The sequence below is a fragment of the Mesorhizobium sp. C089B genome (assembly GCF_030323125.1).
Classification (GTDB): Bacteria; Pseudomonadota; Alphaproteobacteria; order Rhizobiales; family Rhizobiaceae; genus Mesorhizobium.
Genome location: NZ_CP100469.1, coordinates 2715074 through 2732204 on the forward strand (window position 1 = coordinate 2715074; position 17131 = coordinate 2732204).

Sequence of the window (17131 nt, forward strand, 5' to 3'; positions counted from 1 at the left end):
CGATGCTGGGCAAGCTCGACTGGTCGGCCGTTCCTTTCGATCAACCCATCCCCCTCGGTGCAGCCCTTGGCGTCTTTCTGGCAGCAGCCGCCGTGCTTGGCTGGATAACGGTGAAGGGCTACTGGCCATATCTGTGGAGCGAGTGGATAAGCTCGGTCGACCACAAGCGCATCGGCGTGATGTACATTGTGCTTGCGATGCTCATGCTTCTTCGTGGTTTTATCGATGCTATCATGATGCGCACACAACAGGTGCTGGCGATTCACGGGCCGGGCTACCTCCCGCCGGAGCATTACGACCAGATCTTTTCCGCGCACGGCACGATCATGATCTTCTTCGCCGCGATGCCGTTCATGATCGGCCTGATGAATTTCGTCGTGCCGCTGCAGCTTGGCGTACGCGATGTCGCTTTTCCGACGCTCAATTCCGTCAGCTTCTGGCTGACGGCTTCCGGAGCCCTGCTGGTCAACATCTCGCTTGTGGTCGGTGAGTTCGCGCGCACCGGCTGGCTGCCCTATGCCCCTTTGTCGGAAACCGCCTACTCGCCGGGCGTCGGTGTCGATTATTATCTGTGGGCGATCCAGATCTCCGGCGTCGGCACGCTGCTCACCGGTGTCAACCTGGTGACGACCATCCTCAAGATGCGAGCGCCGGGAATGGGCTATCTGCGAATGCCGATGTTCTGTTGGACCTCGCTCGCGTCCAACCTGCTCATTGTCGCAGCCTTCCCGATCCTTACCGCCACGCTCGCAATGCTGACGCTGGACCGGTATCTCGGCTTCCACTTCTTCACCAACGAAGCTGGTGGAAATCAGATGATGTTCGTCAACCTGATCTGGGCGTGGGGCCATCCCGAAGTATACATCCTGGTGCTTCCCGCCTTCGGAATCTTTTCCGAGATTTTCTCGACTTTTTCATCGAAGCCCCTGTTCGGATACCGTTCGATGGTCGCGGCCACGATGTTCATCTGCATCGTCTCGTTCATGGTCTGGCTGCATCACTTCTTCACCATGGGTGCCGGAGCGGACGTTAATGCCGCCTTCGGCATCGCCACGTCGGTCATTGCCGTGGGAACCGGTGTGAAAATCTACAACTGGCTCTTCACCATGTATGGCGGGCGCGTTCGTTTCGACACGCCGATGCTTTGGGCACTGGCTTTCGTGACCACCTTCACCGTCGGCGGCATGACTGGCGTCCTGCTTGCCGTCCCGCCGGCCGACTTCGTGCTACACAATTCCCTTTTCCTCGTCGCGCATTTCCATAACGTCATCATCTCGGGCGTGTTGTTTGGAGCATTCGCCGGCTTCACCTACTGGTTCCCCAAGGCGTTCGGTTTCCGTTTGCACGAAGGCTGGGGAAAAGCGGCATTTTGGGTCACCTTGGCCGGCTACATGCTGGTCTTCGTACCGCTCTATATCGTCGGTCTGCTCGGCATGACGCGGCGCCTGCAACATATCGATATGGACCTTTGGGCACCGTGGCTGGTGGTGGCCGCTTTCGGCGTGGTGGTGATGATCGCCGGCGCGGCGCTGCAGATCACACAGCTTTTCGTTTCGATCCGGCATCGCGACAAGTTTCGCGACGAAACCGGCGACCCGTGGGACGGGCGTTCGCTGGAGTGGTCGACATCTTCCCCTCCTCCTGTCTTCAATTATGCACGGCTGCCTCACGTGGAAGACGAAGAGCCCTACTGGAGCATCAAGCAACGAGGGATCGAACAGAGCTCGGACGAGGAAAAGGCATATGAGCCGATCGAGATGCCTCGCAACAGCCCGACTGGCTTCGTCACCGCCTTCTTCAGCACACTGATCGGCTTCGCGCTGATCTGGCATATATGGTGGCTGGCGATCGTCGGCTTCATCGGCGCCTACGCAACCTTCGTCGTATTCGCCTGGCGCGATCATGGAGACTACGAGATCCCTGTCGACGAGGTCGCCCGCATCGACCATGACCACAAGGCAGCCCAGTTTGCCCGGTTGCGCGGGTGGGAGCGCCCGGCATGAGCGATCACGCATTCTCCGGCGACATCAGCGCCGGCACCCAGGCACGGGACCCGTATCGGCTTAATCACACCGGTCGGCATGCGGTGCGCTCTGCGACGGGCCACGGAGAAGGCGGCCCGGCCTCAAAGTTCGTCACGGTGACCTACGGCTTCTGGATCTTTCTCCTGTCCGACATCATCATGTTCTCGGCATTTTTCGCCGCCTACGCCGTGCTCGCCAAGGCAACCGCCGGCGGACCGACAGGCAAGGATCTGTTCGAACCGACACGGGTTGCGGTCCAGACGGGCCTTCTGCTCACTTCGAGCTTCACCGGCGGCGTGGCAACACTCGCCACCCGTCGCAGATCAATGGCTGCCACGCAGTTCTGGCTTCTCGTCACGGGGTTGCTCGGGGCAGCGTTCCTGTTCCTGGAACTACAGGAGTTCGCGGCAATGATCGGCGAGCAGGCAGGCCCCTCGCGCAGCGCATTTCTTTCTGCCTTCTTTGCGCTCGTTGGCTGCCACGGTGCCCATGTCGGTCTCGGCCTGCTCTGGCTGGGAACGATGATGGCGCAGCTGTGGGTCAAGGGCTTTCGGCCCGACATCTTGCGGCGGCTCCACTGCTTCGGGCTCTTCTGGCACGCCCTCGACATCATCTGGGTTGCCATCTTCACCCTGGTCTATCTGCTGGGAGCATCGTCATGACCGAGTTCGAGAGCAAGACCGGCGAGTTGCAGGACCGCCGCGATTCAGCGCCGGGCGAGGAACACATAAGCGAGCACGAAACGGCTGGGGCCTCTCGGGCTATGTGCTCGGCTTCGGGCTGGCCATCCTGCTCACGATCGCGTCATTCCTGGCGGCGCGAACCGATCTGATTTACCAGCCTGCGGTCATCTCGGCCTTGGTGGTGCTCGCTGTTGCGCAGATGGGCGTGCATCTTGTCTTCTTTCTGCACCTGACCACCGGGCCGGACAACACCAACAACATCCTGGCCCTGGCCTTCGGCGTGCTGATCGTCGCGCTGGTGGTTCTGGGCTCTATCTGGATCATGGCCCACCTGAATGAAAACATGGCTGCCATGACACCCCATCAAACCGGAACCATGCCTTGAACGCTGCCCTGCGAACGCACGGCCGCCCACAGTGCACCATTCGCACCGATGGCCCCAGGAGACAAAAGGCTCGTCAGATCTCGTGCTTTGGCTGGGCTGCGCGTAGGGCATCAAGCGCTAAGCGAACCGCATCGATGCCTGAGACGCTGGGCTGGATCGGCCTGAAAATCAGGCGGCCCTTCCGGTAGTCCAGGCCCAACGCCTTGCTGTTCCGCCATTGGGACGCCGACGGCTTGTACCGAGGGGTGATCGCGATAGCCTCGGGACCCACATCGACTTTGCCGACGCCCAATTCCGACGCTGCTATTCGCAACCTGGTAAATTCCAGCAAAAGGGCTACTTCGCCAGGCATGTCTCCAAAGCGGTCCTCGAGCTCTTCGCTGAATGTATCGAGGTCCGGCTCCGAACGGATGCGGGAGAGCCGCGCATAGAGGCCAACGCGCACCGTAGGCTCGTCGGCATAGCTCTCGGGAAAAGCCCCCTTTCCCGAGCCATTGATCTCGGCAAGTTGCTTGCCGAAGTCGGCCCCTCCGCCAGCCGCCGAGACCGCCCGCTCCAGCAAGTGCTCGTACAAGCCCACTCCGATCAGCTTCATATGCCCGGCCTGGTCTTCGCCGAAAAGATCTCCGGCGCCACGCAGGTCGAGGTCTCTTTGACTGATTGCCAGGCCGGAGCCGAGCCGATCGAGCGCAAGCATCGTCGAAAGCCGGGCCTTGGTGCCTTCGGCCAGTTCAACGCCAGGTTGGGTCAGAAGAAACGCTACGGCCTGCACCGCCCCCCTTCCGACCCGGCCCCGCAGCTGGTGCAACTGCGCCAGACCGAACCGGTCGGGGCGCCAAACGATGATGGTGTTGGCCCGCGGCACATCGAGGCCGCTCTCGATGATGTCGGTGCTCAACAAAATGTCGCCATCACCGTCGGCGAATCCGACCATGACTTCGTCCAGCTGTCTCCCCTTCATTTCACCATGCGCCGTCTTGACCCCGAGTTCCGGCACAAGTCTGTTCAGTTGGTCACAGGCCGGGGCAATATCCTCGATCCGCGGGACCACGAAAAAGCTCTGTCCACCCCGGTGGAATTCACGCAGAAGGGCCGCGCGCACCGATGCTGGATCGAACGCTGCCAAGATCGTGCGAACGGGACGTCTTTTGGCGGGCGGAGAGTTTAGAACGCTGACGTCCTGGATGCCCGACAACGCCGATTGCAGCGTCCGGGGTATCGGTGTGGCGCTCATGCTCAGCGTATGGAGGCGAGGCGTCATGGTCCGCAAGGCCCGCTTCAACTTGACCCCGAACCGGTGCTCCTCGTCGATCACCAGCAGTCCAAGATTGGCGAAGGTGACGCTCTTGGACGCCAGGGCCTGAGTACCCACAACGACCGTAACCTGGCCGCTCCGCAGACCCTCTTTTGCCGCTCTCGCCTCCGCAGCCCCGACCATCCTAGAAAGGTGGGCGACCTGCAGGCCGGTTCCTGCGAAGCGGCGGCTGAACGTCTCATAGTGCTGTCGTGCCAACACTGTTGTCGGTGCTATGATAGCAACCTGTTTCCCGCAGAGAGCGGCGGCGGCGCAAGCACGCAGGGCGACCTCTGTCTTGCCGAAGCCGACATCGCCGCAGACGAGCCGGTTCATTGTTCTTCCCGACGAAAGATCATCGAGCACAGCGCGGATGGCGGCCGCTTGGTCGGGCGTCTCCGTATAGGGAAATCTCGCCGCAAAACGGGCCAACTCCGTGCGGGAGGGCTTCATGATCTTGGCAGGCTGGCTGGACCTGATTTTGGCAAGACTCAAGAGGCGTTTGGCCAGCCTGTCGATCTCGCGCAACGCAGCTTCGCGTCGCTTCGGCCAGCCCTCGCCGTTGAGGCGATCAAGGGACACTGCCTCCGGTTCCGAGCCGTAGCGCCATATTCGTCCAAAGTCGTCGACCGGAACCAGCAAGGAAGCCCCGCCATGATATTCCAGTCTGACGACATCCTGTTGCTGGCCAGCCAACTCGACCTGTTCGACCGCGGCGAGCACGCCCAGGCCATGGTCTTCATGGACGACGACATCGCCAATGCGCAACTCGGGTTCGAGTATGCCCGTGGTCGCGCTCCCGTTCGCCTTCAACGCGGGACCAAACAGGTCGGATGCGGCCACCACGGCGATATTGGATTGCGCGTCGACATACCCTTCGTCGAGGACGAATTCAGCCTTGAGAAGAGAGCCCCTTGCGGCCGAAAGGATTTGCGGCAAGTCGGCCGCTTCCTCTGCCCGCCGGCCTAGTCTCCTATCGAGCAGGCGATCTGCTCGCTGCAATTCAGAGGCATCGCCGGTGAACACTACTCTGACTCCGGCGCTCGTCTGCCTTGTGACGAATTCCGCGAAATCATGCCCGGGTCGGGCCTGGCGGAAGAATTTGGGAACTCCCACGGCAGAAACGGCAAGTCTCACGCAGCAGCGGTTAAGCAGAGCAGCGTCCCACTCTTCACGGGATAGGTAAAATCGTCCCGGCAAAGGTTTTTTCGTTCCGGCTGCCTCCTGCCTGGCACGACGTGCATCCTCGACCAGATCCAGAACTCTGCCGAGCGGCTGCCCGTCGGTCCCTTCAAGGAAGGAGATCGAGGCGCTGGAAGCCGCATCGAAGACGGACGGCATAGCGCCATACGATGCGACCAGGCGCTCTTCCATCGACGTCGCGCGCATCGCTGTCAGCTCAGGATGCTCACCAGCTTTAAAGATCAGCTCGGATGCCGGTCCGACCGTAACCGAGTCTCGAACCTGATCGCTGAGCTGACTGAGCGGGTCGTAGGTCTTGAGCTGCCGGATGCAGGCATCGGGATCAACGATGACGCGAACGGGGCCATCCGCGCCAGCAGGGAAAATATCGATGAGATCGCCCCGAAAGGCTATCTCACCCGGTTCGTCGACCCTCTCGTCGACGACATAGCCAATGGCTTCGGACCAGGTTCTGAAATCGTCACGGTCGAGCTTTTGTCCCACCTCCAGAATTGTGAAACCGCCAGCGATGACCGGAGCAGGCGGCACCCGCTGCAGAATGGCTTCGAGCGACATTACAGCGATGCGCGGGCGATCCGGCTTCGTTGCGATCTCACGCAACGCACGAAGCCTTCGCCCCATATTGGCGCGTGTGGGCCACACCCTGTCGTAAGGCAGGCAATCCCAGGACGGCAGCAAGATTATATCCGCGTCAGGCAGGAACTGACGCAAGGCGCCGGCGATCTCCTCGGCACTGCGTTCCGAGGGAGCTATATGGATGATGTGCTTGTCCCGACTGGTCTCCAGGCCACGGGCCAGCGCTACCGCGATTGCTGAGGATGGCGGTCCGCCGTGCCCTATCGCAGACCCGCTGTCATCCGTGTGATCGATTTGTTCGACATCCGTCCGCGAAATATGCCTGTTCACTGAAATCTCACCTTGCCACTGAGACAACGTCAGCGGAGCCACCCCGTTCCTGGTGGCGCATCAAAGAGTTCCAGGACGGGCTGCGGGTGCAGCCCTTGAATGGGCGGAGCGACAGGGTCAAAGCTGCGCCGTGATCGGCGAACTCCTGGGGCTGGCTGCCCAGCGGGAAAATTTCTAGCCGAGCCTATGTCATAGGTTAATGCATTGCTGCCTTGCTCACCTATGGCTGTCCTAAAAAACTGGTGCTTCGATCATTCCGGGATCTTCAACCACGCTCGACGCTGGCAAAACGCTCCAGGCATGGGACCATGCCGCACGGCGGCGCCTTCTGCCGCCGCGCATATGTCCCCATGCCAGTCGGAACTTTTGGCGCGGATAATAGTTCGATCACCAACATCAGCCAGGTAGTCAATTTGTTCCCCACCTCATCCTCGGATGTACTCATTCGCAAGCTTCAGACCATCTCGGATCTTCGAGAGGCCGACATCGGCGTTCTGAAAGGCATTCCGATCCAGGAGAAGGAATATTTGGCCAACCACGATCTGGTGCGTGAGGGCGACCGTCCTGTTTACTCGTTTGTCGTTCTTGATGGCTTGGTCGGTTCCACCAAACATACGGGCGAAGGAAAGCGACAAATCACATCATTCTTCGTCGCCGGCGACATTCCTGATCTGCATGGGCTGCATCTGTCGGTCATGGATTGTAACTTCTCGACCCTTACGCCGGCGCGAATAGGTTTCATGCGGCATGACACCCTGCGTGCCGTTTGCGACCAGCACCCTCGCATCGCCACCGCTTTTTGGCGGTCGACGTTGATAGATGCCGCGATTTATAGGGAGTGGGTCATCAATGTGGGAAGACGCGAGGCATACACCCGCATGGCTCACATCCTGTGCGAACTGATTTTTCGCTTGCGCTCCATGGGGCGCATTGAGGATCACGTGGCGGATATCCCCATTACACAGGCGGCCCTTGGCGATGCGCTGGGTTTGTCCACGGTCCACGTCAACCGGATGCTCCAGGAACTACGACGCAGAGGCCTCATTGCCACCTCGGGATCAAAAGTTCACGCACTGGACTGGGCTGGCCTCACTCACGCAGGAGATTTCGACACGACCTACCTGCACCAAAGGAACCCCGCAGATTAGCAGTGACGGAAGCTCTCCGATGGCACGATTTTTCTTCGACAGCGGCGATGGCGATCTCATCTTCGAGGACGAAATAGGTGTCGAATGCGCTGGCCTCGAAGAGGTCCGCCGCGCGGGATTCGAGGGCCTTGTCGACCTCACGAGAGAGTCACTGAAGAGCGTCGACGGGCAGCAATTGTTTATCGAAGTGCGTGATGAAAACGGCGCCAAGATTTTGCGGCTGAGCCTCTCGCTTCGGGTAAAATCGAACGTATAAATTTGCACTCTACGCGCAGCGTTAGGCGAGCGGACTGGGACTGCAAACATCCACTGGCATGTCGTGTCTCAAAACCAGGCCACTTTTGAGCGACATGCATTGCCCATAGATTGTGCCTCGATTTGTGTACAGGACAGGGAACCATCAAAGAGCCGCCGAGTTCGTCCAACGGACAAGCCCGGAATCTAACATGGAAGAAATCGGCAAGGCACAACAAAAGGTCATAGCCCGCCTCATACGGGAGTGGATTTCATCGGACGCCAATCGTCGCCAGCTTCGCCAGTTGCTGGATCTGCCGACAGATGCGGACATGCCCAGCGAGCATCGGTCATTGCTTGATGAACTCGACCGAAAGCTCAACCAATGAGCGCCCCTGCTTTCGGGAGGGCTTCCGAGTGGATGCGAGCCGGTGGCGAGGGAAAGGAGCTGAGGTCGACATCTGGTTGAGGCCGCCGACATTTGACCCAAGCAGACGCGAACGCTTTACGCCGGACGGCGCCGATTGGCCGAAGAAAGAATGTTCGGTGGTTTCGTGGAGCCGCGGTCCGATTCCTAGAGGTGAGTTTCTGCACCTTGCTGCGCGTTTAAAAGTTGAGAAACGGCAGTTACGATCTGCGGCAGAAAAAAGGGCTTGGTGATCATTATGCTGTTGGGCACCTTCCGCTCCCCAGTGTACCGCGCTGTCGCCACTGATATAGACAACCGGGATGGTCGAGTTGGACCTTCGCAAGTGCCGAGCGACCTCCCACCCCGACTGTCCTGCTCCCAGACGGATGTCCGTGAGCACGGCCTTGAACTTGGTCGGATCGGGGTCGAAAGCCGCCAGCGCCTCGGCGGCACTCCGAGTGCCGACGACCTGGAAGCCGGCCTCCTCCAAAGCTGACTCGAGGTCGAGCAGGATCATTGTCTCATCTTCGACGATCAGAACAGCACCTTCGCTCATCCGGAATCTCCCCAAGCCGCCACCGCTAATACGAGTTCGGCGTCAACTTGGTTCCATCTGACGCGCAGCAGCCTGTTGGTATCGAAGCTCTACGCTGCCTCGATTGCGCGGCGGACTTGTGACGTCGGGAAGCCACCCTGGAAAAGGCCGACACCGGCTTAGCTGCTTCGACAGCCTTGGACAATGAGGCTGAATTACAGGTTGTAGCCGACGCTTAACCGTTGCCAACGAGGTCGCTTTGATCAAGCGTTCTCCTGATCTCCAGAAGCTTGCTGGATCTGCGTCATCACCTTTTGGGGATCCACATTCTCGGCGAGTTCCGGCAGCTCTTTGTCGGCCGGGGTCGAGATATTCAGACGCGCCGTCAAGGCAGCCACCATCTCGATCAGCCGCGTGGTTTCATGTTCGTTCAGAAGGCTGATCTGCAAATCCAGTTCGGCTCGCCGCTCGCTGTGTGCGGCCATTCTGTTCTGATTGATCAGCACGAAAGTAGACAGGAAGATTGCCTCAACCGAGGCGACCATGGCTAGGATCACGAAAGTCGGGTCCCAAGCTGGGACGGCTGGTATCGCGCCAAGGTTCGCGAGGACCCAGACGACAAGAATTGCAAGGTGCAGATAGACGAAAGTCATGCTTCCCGCGAAGCGCGAAACGGCGCCGGCGACCCACGCTTGAACGCCTTGGTGCTCCTCTTGCTGTCGCCTGTGCTCCACCAGGGCCTGTATGTTCTGGTGGAGCACCGACTGCATGTCGGCTGGACGTTGGTCGCTCATTGAAAGCCCCGTTTGGAGATCATTCCGTGCAAGCGGCGTCGCTTATCGCCGGTGGCTCCCGCGAGGCCGGATCTGCCTTGAACTCGACGGCACGAGACTTGGGTCGCTGCCGACGGCCCCCTTGGGACAAGGCGTGCCCTCCTGCAATAGTGTGCACCATGCCGACCACTGCCTGCGGGGCGCTCTGATGAACCATATGGCCGGCGCCCGGAACCACCTCAAGGAGAGACCCACCGACTTCCGCGTGCAAGCGTCGTGCATCGCGTTGCGCGTCGAACAACCGGTCCCCGGATCCCGCCATGATGCCGGTGGGCACGGCAATGTCCTTATAGTTGGCCTTTCCCAACAAGGACGCGGCCAGCATCGATGCTGTCTCCAGAGAAACCGCCCGCAATTGGGAAGGGCGGCTGGCGACATCTTTGGCGAGTGCGGCGAAGTCGCCGGCGACGACGGCGGGTTTAAAGATCTTCTCCATTGCCCAATGCCAAGCAAGCCTTACAAGCGGCGGCAGCAAGGTGTGACGAAACGCGGTGCCGATCACAGGCAATGCAGGGAGTGCGGCCAGTGCAAGATCCAGCCGCGGTGGCGGATAGTAGTAGCCCGAGACCAGCACGATGCCGGCGACCGACGGAGAATGCCTGCGCGCCAATTCGAGGGCGATCCAAGCTCCCCAGGAATGTCCAAGCACGAGGTATTTCTCTATACCCAGCCCGCAGGCGGCGGCATGTATAAGGTCGGCTTGGTCGCGAGCGGACCAACGCCGGCCGCGCGGCCGTGAGCTTCGCCCAAAACCGGGACGATCAAATGCAAGCACCCGATAGGTCTTTGCCGCCTCATCGAAGATGCCGCTCGACTTGAAATCCTCCGCCATGGATCCATTGCCATGCAGGAGAAGCAGCGGCATGCCGGTTCCGGCTTCGATAAAATGCAGGCGCACACCATCGATCTCCATCACACGTCCGCATGCCCGGCCGGCAATCGCACGTTTGGCGCGGATGGCGTTGTATGCCGCCAGCGCCGCCAACGAGGCCGCGAGCAACCCGGTCGCGAGTTTCGGTCCATCTCTGTCGAACGCCATGCCCGTGCCTGTTGGAAACTATCTGCCGACCCCAACTCTCGGGGCGAAAGCTTGTTCCGCCAGACAAGACAACGCTGTACAACCGGCTCAAGCGGCTAAAGTAGGCCTTCTCCATGGAGTTGGGACCGTTAAGCCTGGGCAGCACTGCTGCCTCCCATTTTCCAATCACCCTGCCAACGTGCGCGCACGGCAATCATCAGCATGGCCGCTTCCCTCATCCCGGTCTGGAAAAGTCTGACCAGCTCTCTCGCGATGGATTCTGCCGCGGTAGTGTCCGACGAAATCTCAAATTCCTCACACAGCGCGTCGAAGACCGACCGAAGCGTTTTCAGGTCGTCTGGATAGAGAGCGTCCGTATTCGTAAGAATGGGCAGGTCAAGCATCAAACGTCTCCAAACGAGTGAAGTGCGGTTCGGGCACCCAGCCAGCGGGAGCTCGTCAAGTGCCCGCCGGTTTCCCCTTTATCCGCCACAGCGCGCCAAGCTGTCATTAACCTATGACCGGTGCGGCGTGTTCGGCTGACCGGCCCGCCAAAGAAACTGCCGTCCTGCGGGGAACTCTTGGCCGCAGACTGCATTTAAGTCCGGGCAAAACGGGGGCGAAATGGGGGCCACTTCGAGCAATCCGCGATCTGAACTGCAGCGCTTCGAGCTTTTGGCAGCGCTGGGCGACCGTATTCGCGAGATTACGGATCCCGCAGAACTGGCCTACGCAGCCGCGGAACTGCTGGGGAACCATTTTGGCATCAGCCGAGCCGGATACGGCACGATCGATCTAGAGAAAGAAACGATCACCATTGAAAGGGACTGGAACGCGCCAGGCATCAAAAGCCTGGCTGGGACGCTGAATTTCAGGAACTACGGCTCGTATATCGAGGATTTGAAGCGAGGCGAAACCGTTGTCTTTGAAAACGCCGAGACAGATCCGCGAACCAGCAGCCATGCGGAGGCACTCAAAGCCATCAGCGCCCAATCCGTCATCAACATGCCCGTTACCGAGCATGGCGGGCTGGTGGCGCTGTTATACCTGAACCACTCCGCGCCCAGACGCTGGGCGACGGAGGAAGTAGCCCTCATTTCGGCAGTCGCGGACCGGACGCGTACGGCGATAGAACGCCTTCGCGCCGAACTGGCCCTGCGTGAGAACGCCGAACGCCTTGCTTTTCTCGACCGCCTCGGCAGGGAGATAGCCCTCGCGGCCGACGCCGATGCTGTCATGCAGATCACCACTCGGCTCCTCGGCGAACATCTTGGCGTCTCGATTTGCGCCTATGCCGACATGGAGCAGGACCAAGACCATTTCACCATCCGCGGCGATTGGAGCGCACCTGGCTCGCCCAGCATCAGGGGATATTACAGTCTTGCCGATTTCGGCCGCCTGGCTGTCACCAACCTCAGCGCCAACAAGCCGCTTATCATCAACAACAACCTTGAGGAAATTGCTCCCGAGGAAGCGAAGACCTTTCAGGATATCGGGATAACGGCAACCATCTGTATGCCTTTGGTCAAACAAGGCCGACTGACTGCCCTGATGGCCATCCACGACAAGCAGCGCCGCGTCTGGTCGCAACGCGAACTGTCCTTGCTGACCGAGGTGACGGAGCGGTCCTGGGCTCACATCGAGCGCGTTCGCTCGGAACAGGCGGCACGGGCCAGCGAGGAGAGGCTGAGGCTTGCCACCGACGCGGCCGCTATTGGCACCTGGGATTACGATCCCATCAGCGGAGTGCTGCGTTGGGACGACCGGTGCAAAGCCCTTTTTGGTTTGCCGCCGGACGCGGAGGTGACATATGAAAGCGCCTTCCTGGCGGGCCTCCACCCGGAAGATCGCGCACGGGCCGACGAGGCCGTACGCCAGTCGCTCGCGCCGGGCACCCCTCCCGCTACGACATCGAATACCGGACGATCGGCCTTCGGGATGGCAAGGAGCGCTGGATTGCCGCAACGGGGGAAGCGCTTTTCCAGTCCGGCCGTGCGATCCGCTTCATCGGCACCGTGGTTGATGTCACCGCGCGAAAGCGGGTGGAGCATCAGCTTCAGTTGATGAACGCTACGGCGGCAGCCGTGGCGGCCGAGCTTGACGTGGAGCGAATTGTCCAGACGGTAACCGATGCCGGCGTGGTGCTGTCGGGCGCACAATTCGGAGCATTCTTCTACAATGTGATCGACGACAAGGGCGACAGCTATGTGCTCTACGCCCTGTCGGGGGCACCTCGTTCTGCTTTCGAAAACTTTCCGATGCCGCGCAACACCGCGGTGTTCGAGCCCACTTTCCGCGGAACAAGCGTGGTGCGTTCCGACGATATCCTCACCGATCCGCGCTACGGCAAGAACTGGCCCCGCAAGGGAATGCCGGAGGGCCATCTACCGGTGCGTTCCTATCTCGCCGTGCCGGTCGTCTCGCGTTCGGGCGAGGTCCTGGGCGGCCTCTTCCTTGGTCATTCAGAGACCGGCGTGTTCGCCGAACAGCAAGAAGCGGCCTTGCTGGGGCTTGCCGGCCATGCCGCGACGGCCATCGACAACTCCCGACTGTTCAAGGCGCTGCAGACACTCAACGGCACGCTCGAACAACGTGTCAGAGACGAAGTTGCCGAACGTACCAGAGCAGAAGAGCACCTGCGCCAAGCCCAGAAGATGGAAGCTGTCGGACAGCTCACCGGTGGCATCGCGCATGACTTCAACAATATGCTGGCCGTCATCATCGGCGGCCTGAACCTTGTGCAGCGCAAGCTCAGAAACGGCGATACCAACGTCCACCAATTCGTAACCGGCGCGATCGATGGAGCACAACGTGCCGCAGAACTTACCAGGCGACTGCTCGCCTTTTCCCGCCAGCAACCACTGGCGCCGAAGCGGCTGAATCCAAATCGCCTCGTCTCCGGTATGAGCGAATTGCTGAACCGGACGCTTGGCGAGACCATCCAGATCGAGACCGTGCTCGCCGCGGGCCTATGGCATGTCGAGGCCGACGCAGGGCAATTGGAAAGCGCGCTGCTCAACCTTTGCGTCAACGCAAGGGATGCCATGCCTGCTGGCGGCAAGCTGACGATCGAGACATCAAACGCCCACATCGACGAGCGCTATGCCAGGGAGAACGCGATCCCCTCCGGCCAGTATGTGATGATAGCGGTCACCGATACAGGAACGGGCATGACTGCTGATGTTGTCGCAAGAGCCTTCGATCCGTTCTTCACCACCAAGGGGGTCGGCAAAGGCACCGGGCTGGGACTCAGCCAAGTCTACGGTTTTGTTCGCCAGTCCGGCGGCAGTGTGAAGATCTATTCCGAGCGAGACGTCGGAACCACGTTGAAGATTTATTTGCCGCGCTCGCACCACGGCGTGCTCGACAGCCAAATCGACGTCGTGGCAGGCGAGCACCCCGGCTGTGCAGACGAGATCATCATGGTTGTCGAGGATGAAGATCGCGTCCGGCTGATGGCCGCGGAAGCGCTGCGGGAACTGGGCTACTCCGTGCTGGAAATGCAAGGTCCACGCGAAGCGCTGGTGGCCGTCGAAAGCGGGCAAGTGCCGTCGCTTCTGTTCACCGACGTGGTGATGCCGGAGATGTCGGGCCGGGAGCTGGTGGATCAGGTCAAGACAATGCACCCGTCGCTAAAAGTGCTCTACACCACCGGCTACACACGAAATGCGATTGTCCACAACGGCACGCTCGATTTCGGAACCGAACTTTTGACCAAGCCCTACACGATCGACGAATTGGCAGAGAAAGTCCGGAAGGTGCTGGATCGAAAGTGAACGGGCAACAGCCCGCGACGCTCGCCGTGTGACCGAACCCGGCGTTTGCCGCGTAAGGTGTGCGGCGAAACGGGCCGAAGGTGTCGACACCGACATCGTATTAATATGGCCCGGCTTCACTTTTCCGAGCCAGTATCCCTCCAGATTTTGTCTACCTCTTGCCCATCCGCGGCCTTGCTCATTGCTGTGATGGCGCAGCACGATCGAAGTCTCGTTGCCGCCGGTCACCGGTCGGAGAAATAAATGCCGCCTCTGGCTCCCTGCCATGCTCAACACTGAAGCTGCCGTAAAAATGCTCGCTGGCCGATGGCCGGATGGAACAATCAACTTGCCGGGATGTTCGGATGATCTAACCGGAGAGATGTCCATGTTCATGCACAACAAGCGCCTGCAATACACCGTTCGCGTCTCGGAGCCGAATCCTCGCCTGGCCTGCATGATCATGGAACAGTTCGGCGGCGCCGATGGCGAGCTTGCAGCGGCCATGCGCTATTTCACGCAAGGGCTTGGCGAGGACGATCTTGGCCGTCGTGACATGTTGCTCGATATTGCGACCGAAGAACTCAGCCATCTCGAAGTGGTGGGATCAATCGTCACCATGCTCAACAAGGGGCTTAAGGCACAGCTGGCCGAGGGCCAAATGAAGGAAGCCGACCTTTACCTGATGATCGGCGCCAGCGGCACAACAGCCAAGGAATCAATTCTGTTCGGCGGCGCTCCCGCGCTGTGCGACTCAGCCGGCGTTCCCTGGACTGCGGCCTATGTCGACTCGCGCGGTGAACCTACGGTGGATTTGCGGTCGAATATCGCCGCCGAAGCCCGCGCCAAGATCGTTTACGAACGCCTCATCAACATCACCGACGATCCGGGAATCAAGGACGCGCTCGGCTTCCTGATGACGCGCGAGATCGCGCACCAGAAGTCGTTTGAGAAAGCACTTTACGCGATAGAAAACAATTTCCCTTCCGGCAAGCTCCCAGGCGTAGAGAAGTACGCCAGCATGTATGTCAACACCTCTCAAGGCGACGGCGATGTCGCTGGCCCATGGAATTCCGGCGAAGAGTGGGATCGGATCGATGACCTTGAAGAGGTGATGCCCGTCGACGGCGGAGACGGCCTGGCAACTGTCAAGCTGGGGGCCAAAGACATGAAGGTGGTGGCCAGGATGGCCGACCGTACGCTTTCCGATCCGGCTTCCGATCCGACAACAGGCGCTGATCTAGGGGCTGGCCCGGGAGCTGGCCGTACCAAGAACGCCGATTTCGGCGGCGCGGCAAGCATTCAGGAGGCCCCGGCCGTGGCAGAGGCTGCCGTCAAACGCGCACGTAGGCGTTAGTACAGAGCCGGCGCGGGCATCTATGTTCCGCGATGCGGCCGGAAGCTAACACCGACGAAGGCAGGGCATCCGACCAGCAGCGGTCTGGCCGGAGCGCTCGCATCGACATCTGTGCTGAATGTGGGTGAAGCAATCATGGCCACCGCCGCACCACGATCAGATTCGGAGCGTGCGGGCCAGCCGGACAAGGTCCGTCCCGACGGTTGCGAGAACCGGTGCATCGTGACAATCGGAGCATCGGCCGGCGGCGTCGACGCGCTGAAGAGACTTGTCCGCGATCTTTCGTCGGACATTCCGGCGGCTCTCCTCATCGTACAGCACGTTGGTCCCACGAGTTACCTCGGCGACATTCTCGGTCGCGCTGCCAACATGCCCGTTGCAAATGCCTCCAACGGCATGAAGGTTAAAAACGGGCACATCTTCGTTGCACCGCCGGGAGCTCACCTTCTGTTACACGACGATCATATGCTGCTGCGGCGCGGGCCGCGAGAGAACCTGGCGCGCCCCGCCATCGACCCTCTGTTTCGATCGGCCGCTTGCAGCTTTGGCGGCAGCGTGATCGGCGTCGTGCTCACAGGCAGCCTCTCCGACGGCACCGCCGGCCTGCACGCAATCAAGATGTGCGGAGGCGTCAGCGTAGTCCAGGACCCCGGCGACGCCGCAGTACCCGACATGCCGCTGAGCGCCTTGCAGAATGTGGAAATCGACCATTGCGTCCCTCTGTCCGAAATGGCTGGCCTGTTGCACAGGCTTGCTTCCGAAATCGCAGGACCGACACCAGAAATCCCGTCCGGCATCCGCCTTGAGGCAGCGATTGCAGCTCAGGAGCACAGCACAATGGAATTGACCGAAGGCCAGCTTGGCACCCCCTCGACATTTGTCTGCCCCGAATGTCATGGCCCCCTATGGGAGATAGAAGACGGGCCGATTACCCGTTACCGCTGCCACACCGGACATGCGTTCGGAGCAGACGTTTTGATGCAGGCCCAGGCTGACGATGCGGAGCAGGCTCTTTGGAGCCTTTTAAGAGCGCACCAGCAGCGGGCTGAGTTGGCGAAACGTACGGCAAAACGCGAAGCCGCGCGGGAAAGACACAGCCTAGCCAGCCAAATGGCTGCGCGGGCCGCGGAATACGAAGCCGACGCGAAACTTATTGAAGAGATCATCCATCGTCGAACGCCGTGACAAGGCAACAGCGTTTGTCAGGGCGGGTGCGTCTGCGCCATCCCGATCGCATTTTCCTGGATCAGCCGCTTTGCCTCACCGCTTGGCCTGTGGCCACGGGTATCCAGGTCCCATGCTTTGATTGAACACCTGCACCCAAATCCAACCGCATGAATTTTATGC

Annotated in this window: 12 protein-coding genes and 2 pseudogenes; 9 read left to right on the plus strand and 5 right to left on the minus strand. The window is 60.4% G+C overall.

The features are described from left to right. Positions 1-2: 2 nt before the first annotated feature. The 3 genes and pseudogenes from cyoB (at position 3) to cyoD (ending at position 3092) form a co-directional block, all read left to right on the plus strand. Entirely contained in the window at positions 3-2003 is a 2001-nt protein-coding gene (gene cyoB, locus NLY44_RS13550; protein WP_023681135.1) for a cytochrome o ubiquinol oxidase subunit I, read from the plus strand. After that, a complete protein-coding gene (locus NLY44_RS13555) occupies positions 2000-2686 on the plus strand; it encodes a cytochrome (ubi)quinol oxidase subunit III (RefSeq protein ID WP_023681134.1) in 687 nt (228 codons plus the stop codon). The genes cyoB and NLY44_RS13555 overlap by 4 nt, the downstream gene beginning before the upstream one ends. Then, a pseudogene (gene cyoD / locus NLY44_RS13560) lies at positions 2683-3092 on the plus strand (cytochrome o ubiquinol oxidase subunit IV). Before NLY44_RS13555 ends, cyoD begins: the two are co-directional and overlap by 4 nt. Positions 3093-3165: 73 nt before the next feature. On the opposite strand, the gene NLY44_RS13565 reads toward cyoD, so the two are convergent. Continuing rightward, positions 3166-6495, minus strand: coding sequence for a DEAD/DEAH box helicase (locus tag NLY44_RS13565; protein WP_023804841.1), 3330 nt, complete (start codon positions 6493-6495; stop codon positions 3166-3168). Between the two features lie 212 nt (positions 6496-6707). Between NLY44_RS13565 and NLY44_RS13570 the strand changes: the two genes are divergently transcribed. The 3 genes from NLY44_RS13570 (at position 6708) to NLY44_RS13580 (ending at position 8266) form a co-directional block, all read left to right on the plus strand. Continuing rightward, positions 6708-7643, plus strand: coding sequence for a Crp/Fnr family transcriptional regulator (locus tag NLY44_RS13570; RefSeq protein ID WP_245260109.1), 936 nt, complete (start codon positions 6708-6710; stop codon positions 7641-7643). Between the two features lie 19 nt (positions 7644-7662). After that, positions 7663-7899, plus strand: a complete 237-nt coding sequence (locus tag NLY44_RS13575; RefSeq protein WP_023668023.1) for a DUF6894 family protein — start codon at positions 7663-7665, stop codon at positions 7897-7899. Between the two features lie 190 nt (positions 7900-8089). After that, positions 8090-8266, plus strand: a complete 177-nt coding sequence (locus tag NLY44_RS13580; RefSeq protein ID WP_023687819.1) for a hypothetical protein — start codon at positions 8090-8092, stop codon at positions 8264-8266. Here NLY44_RS13580 and NLY44_RS13585 read toward each other — a convergent pair. The 4 genes from NLY44_RS13585 to NLY44_RS13600 form a co-directional block, all read right to left on the minus strand. Continuing rightward, positions 8228-8842 (minus strand): response regulator, encoded by a 615-nt coding sequence (locus NLY44_RS13585; protein ID WP_023804840.1) that lies wholly within the window; start codon positions 8840-8842, stop codon positions 8228-8230. The two genes, NLY44_RS13580 and NLY44_RS13585, sit on opposite strands and share 39 nt — an antisense overlap. Before the next feature lie 242 nt (positions 8843-9084). Continuing rightward, a complete protein-coding gene (locus NLY44_RS13590) occupies positions 9085-9615 on the minus strand; it encodes a DUF1003 domain-containing protein (RefSeq protein WP_023681128.1) in 531 nt (176 codons plus the stop codon). A gap of 19 nt (positions 9616-9634) precedes the next feature. Next, positions 9635-10693, minus strand: a complete 1059-nt coding sequence (locus tag NLY44_RS13595) for an alpha/beta fold hydrolase (protein ID WP_023804839.1) — start codon at positions 10691-10693, stop codon at positions 9635-9637. 128 nt (positions 10694-10821) lie between these two features. Further along, positions 10822-11076, minus strand: coding sequence for a hypothetical protein (locus tag NLY44_RS13600; RefSeq protein ID WP_023804838.1), 255 nt, complete (start codon positions 11074-11076; stop codon positions 10822-10824). Positions 11077-11296: 220 nt separating this feature from the next. Here NLY44_RS13600 and NLY44_RS13605 point away from each other — a divergent pair. The 3 genes and pseudogenes from NLY44_RS13605 (at position 11297) to NLY44_RS13615 (ending at position 16969) form a co-directional block, all read left to right on the plus strand. Beyond that, a pseudogene (locus NLY44_RS13605) lies at positions 11297-14448 on the plus strand (GAF domain-containing protein). A gap of 367 nt (positions 14449-14815) precedes the next feature. After that, entirely contained in the window at positions 14816-15784 is a 969-nt protein-coding gene (locus tag NLY44_RS13610) for a manganese catalase family protein (RefSeq protein ID WP_023681124.1), read from the plus strand. Between the two features lie 135 nt (positions 15785-15919). Beyond that, positions 15920-16969: a chemotaxis protein CheB gene (locus NLY44_RS13615; protein WP_023804836.1), complete on the plus strand. Its 1050-nt coding sequence runs from the start codon at positions 15920-15922 to the stop codon at positions 16967-16969. Positions 16970-17131: the final 162 nt, after the last annotated feature.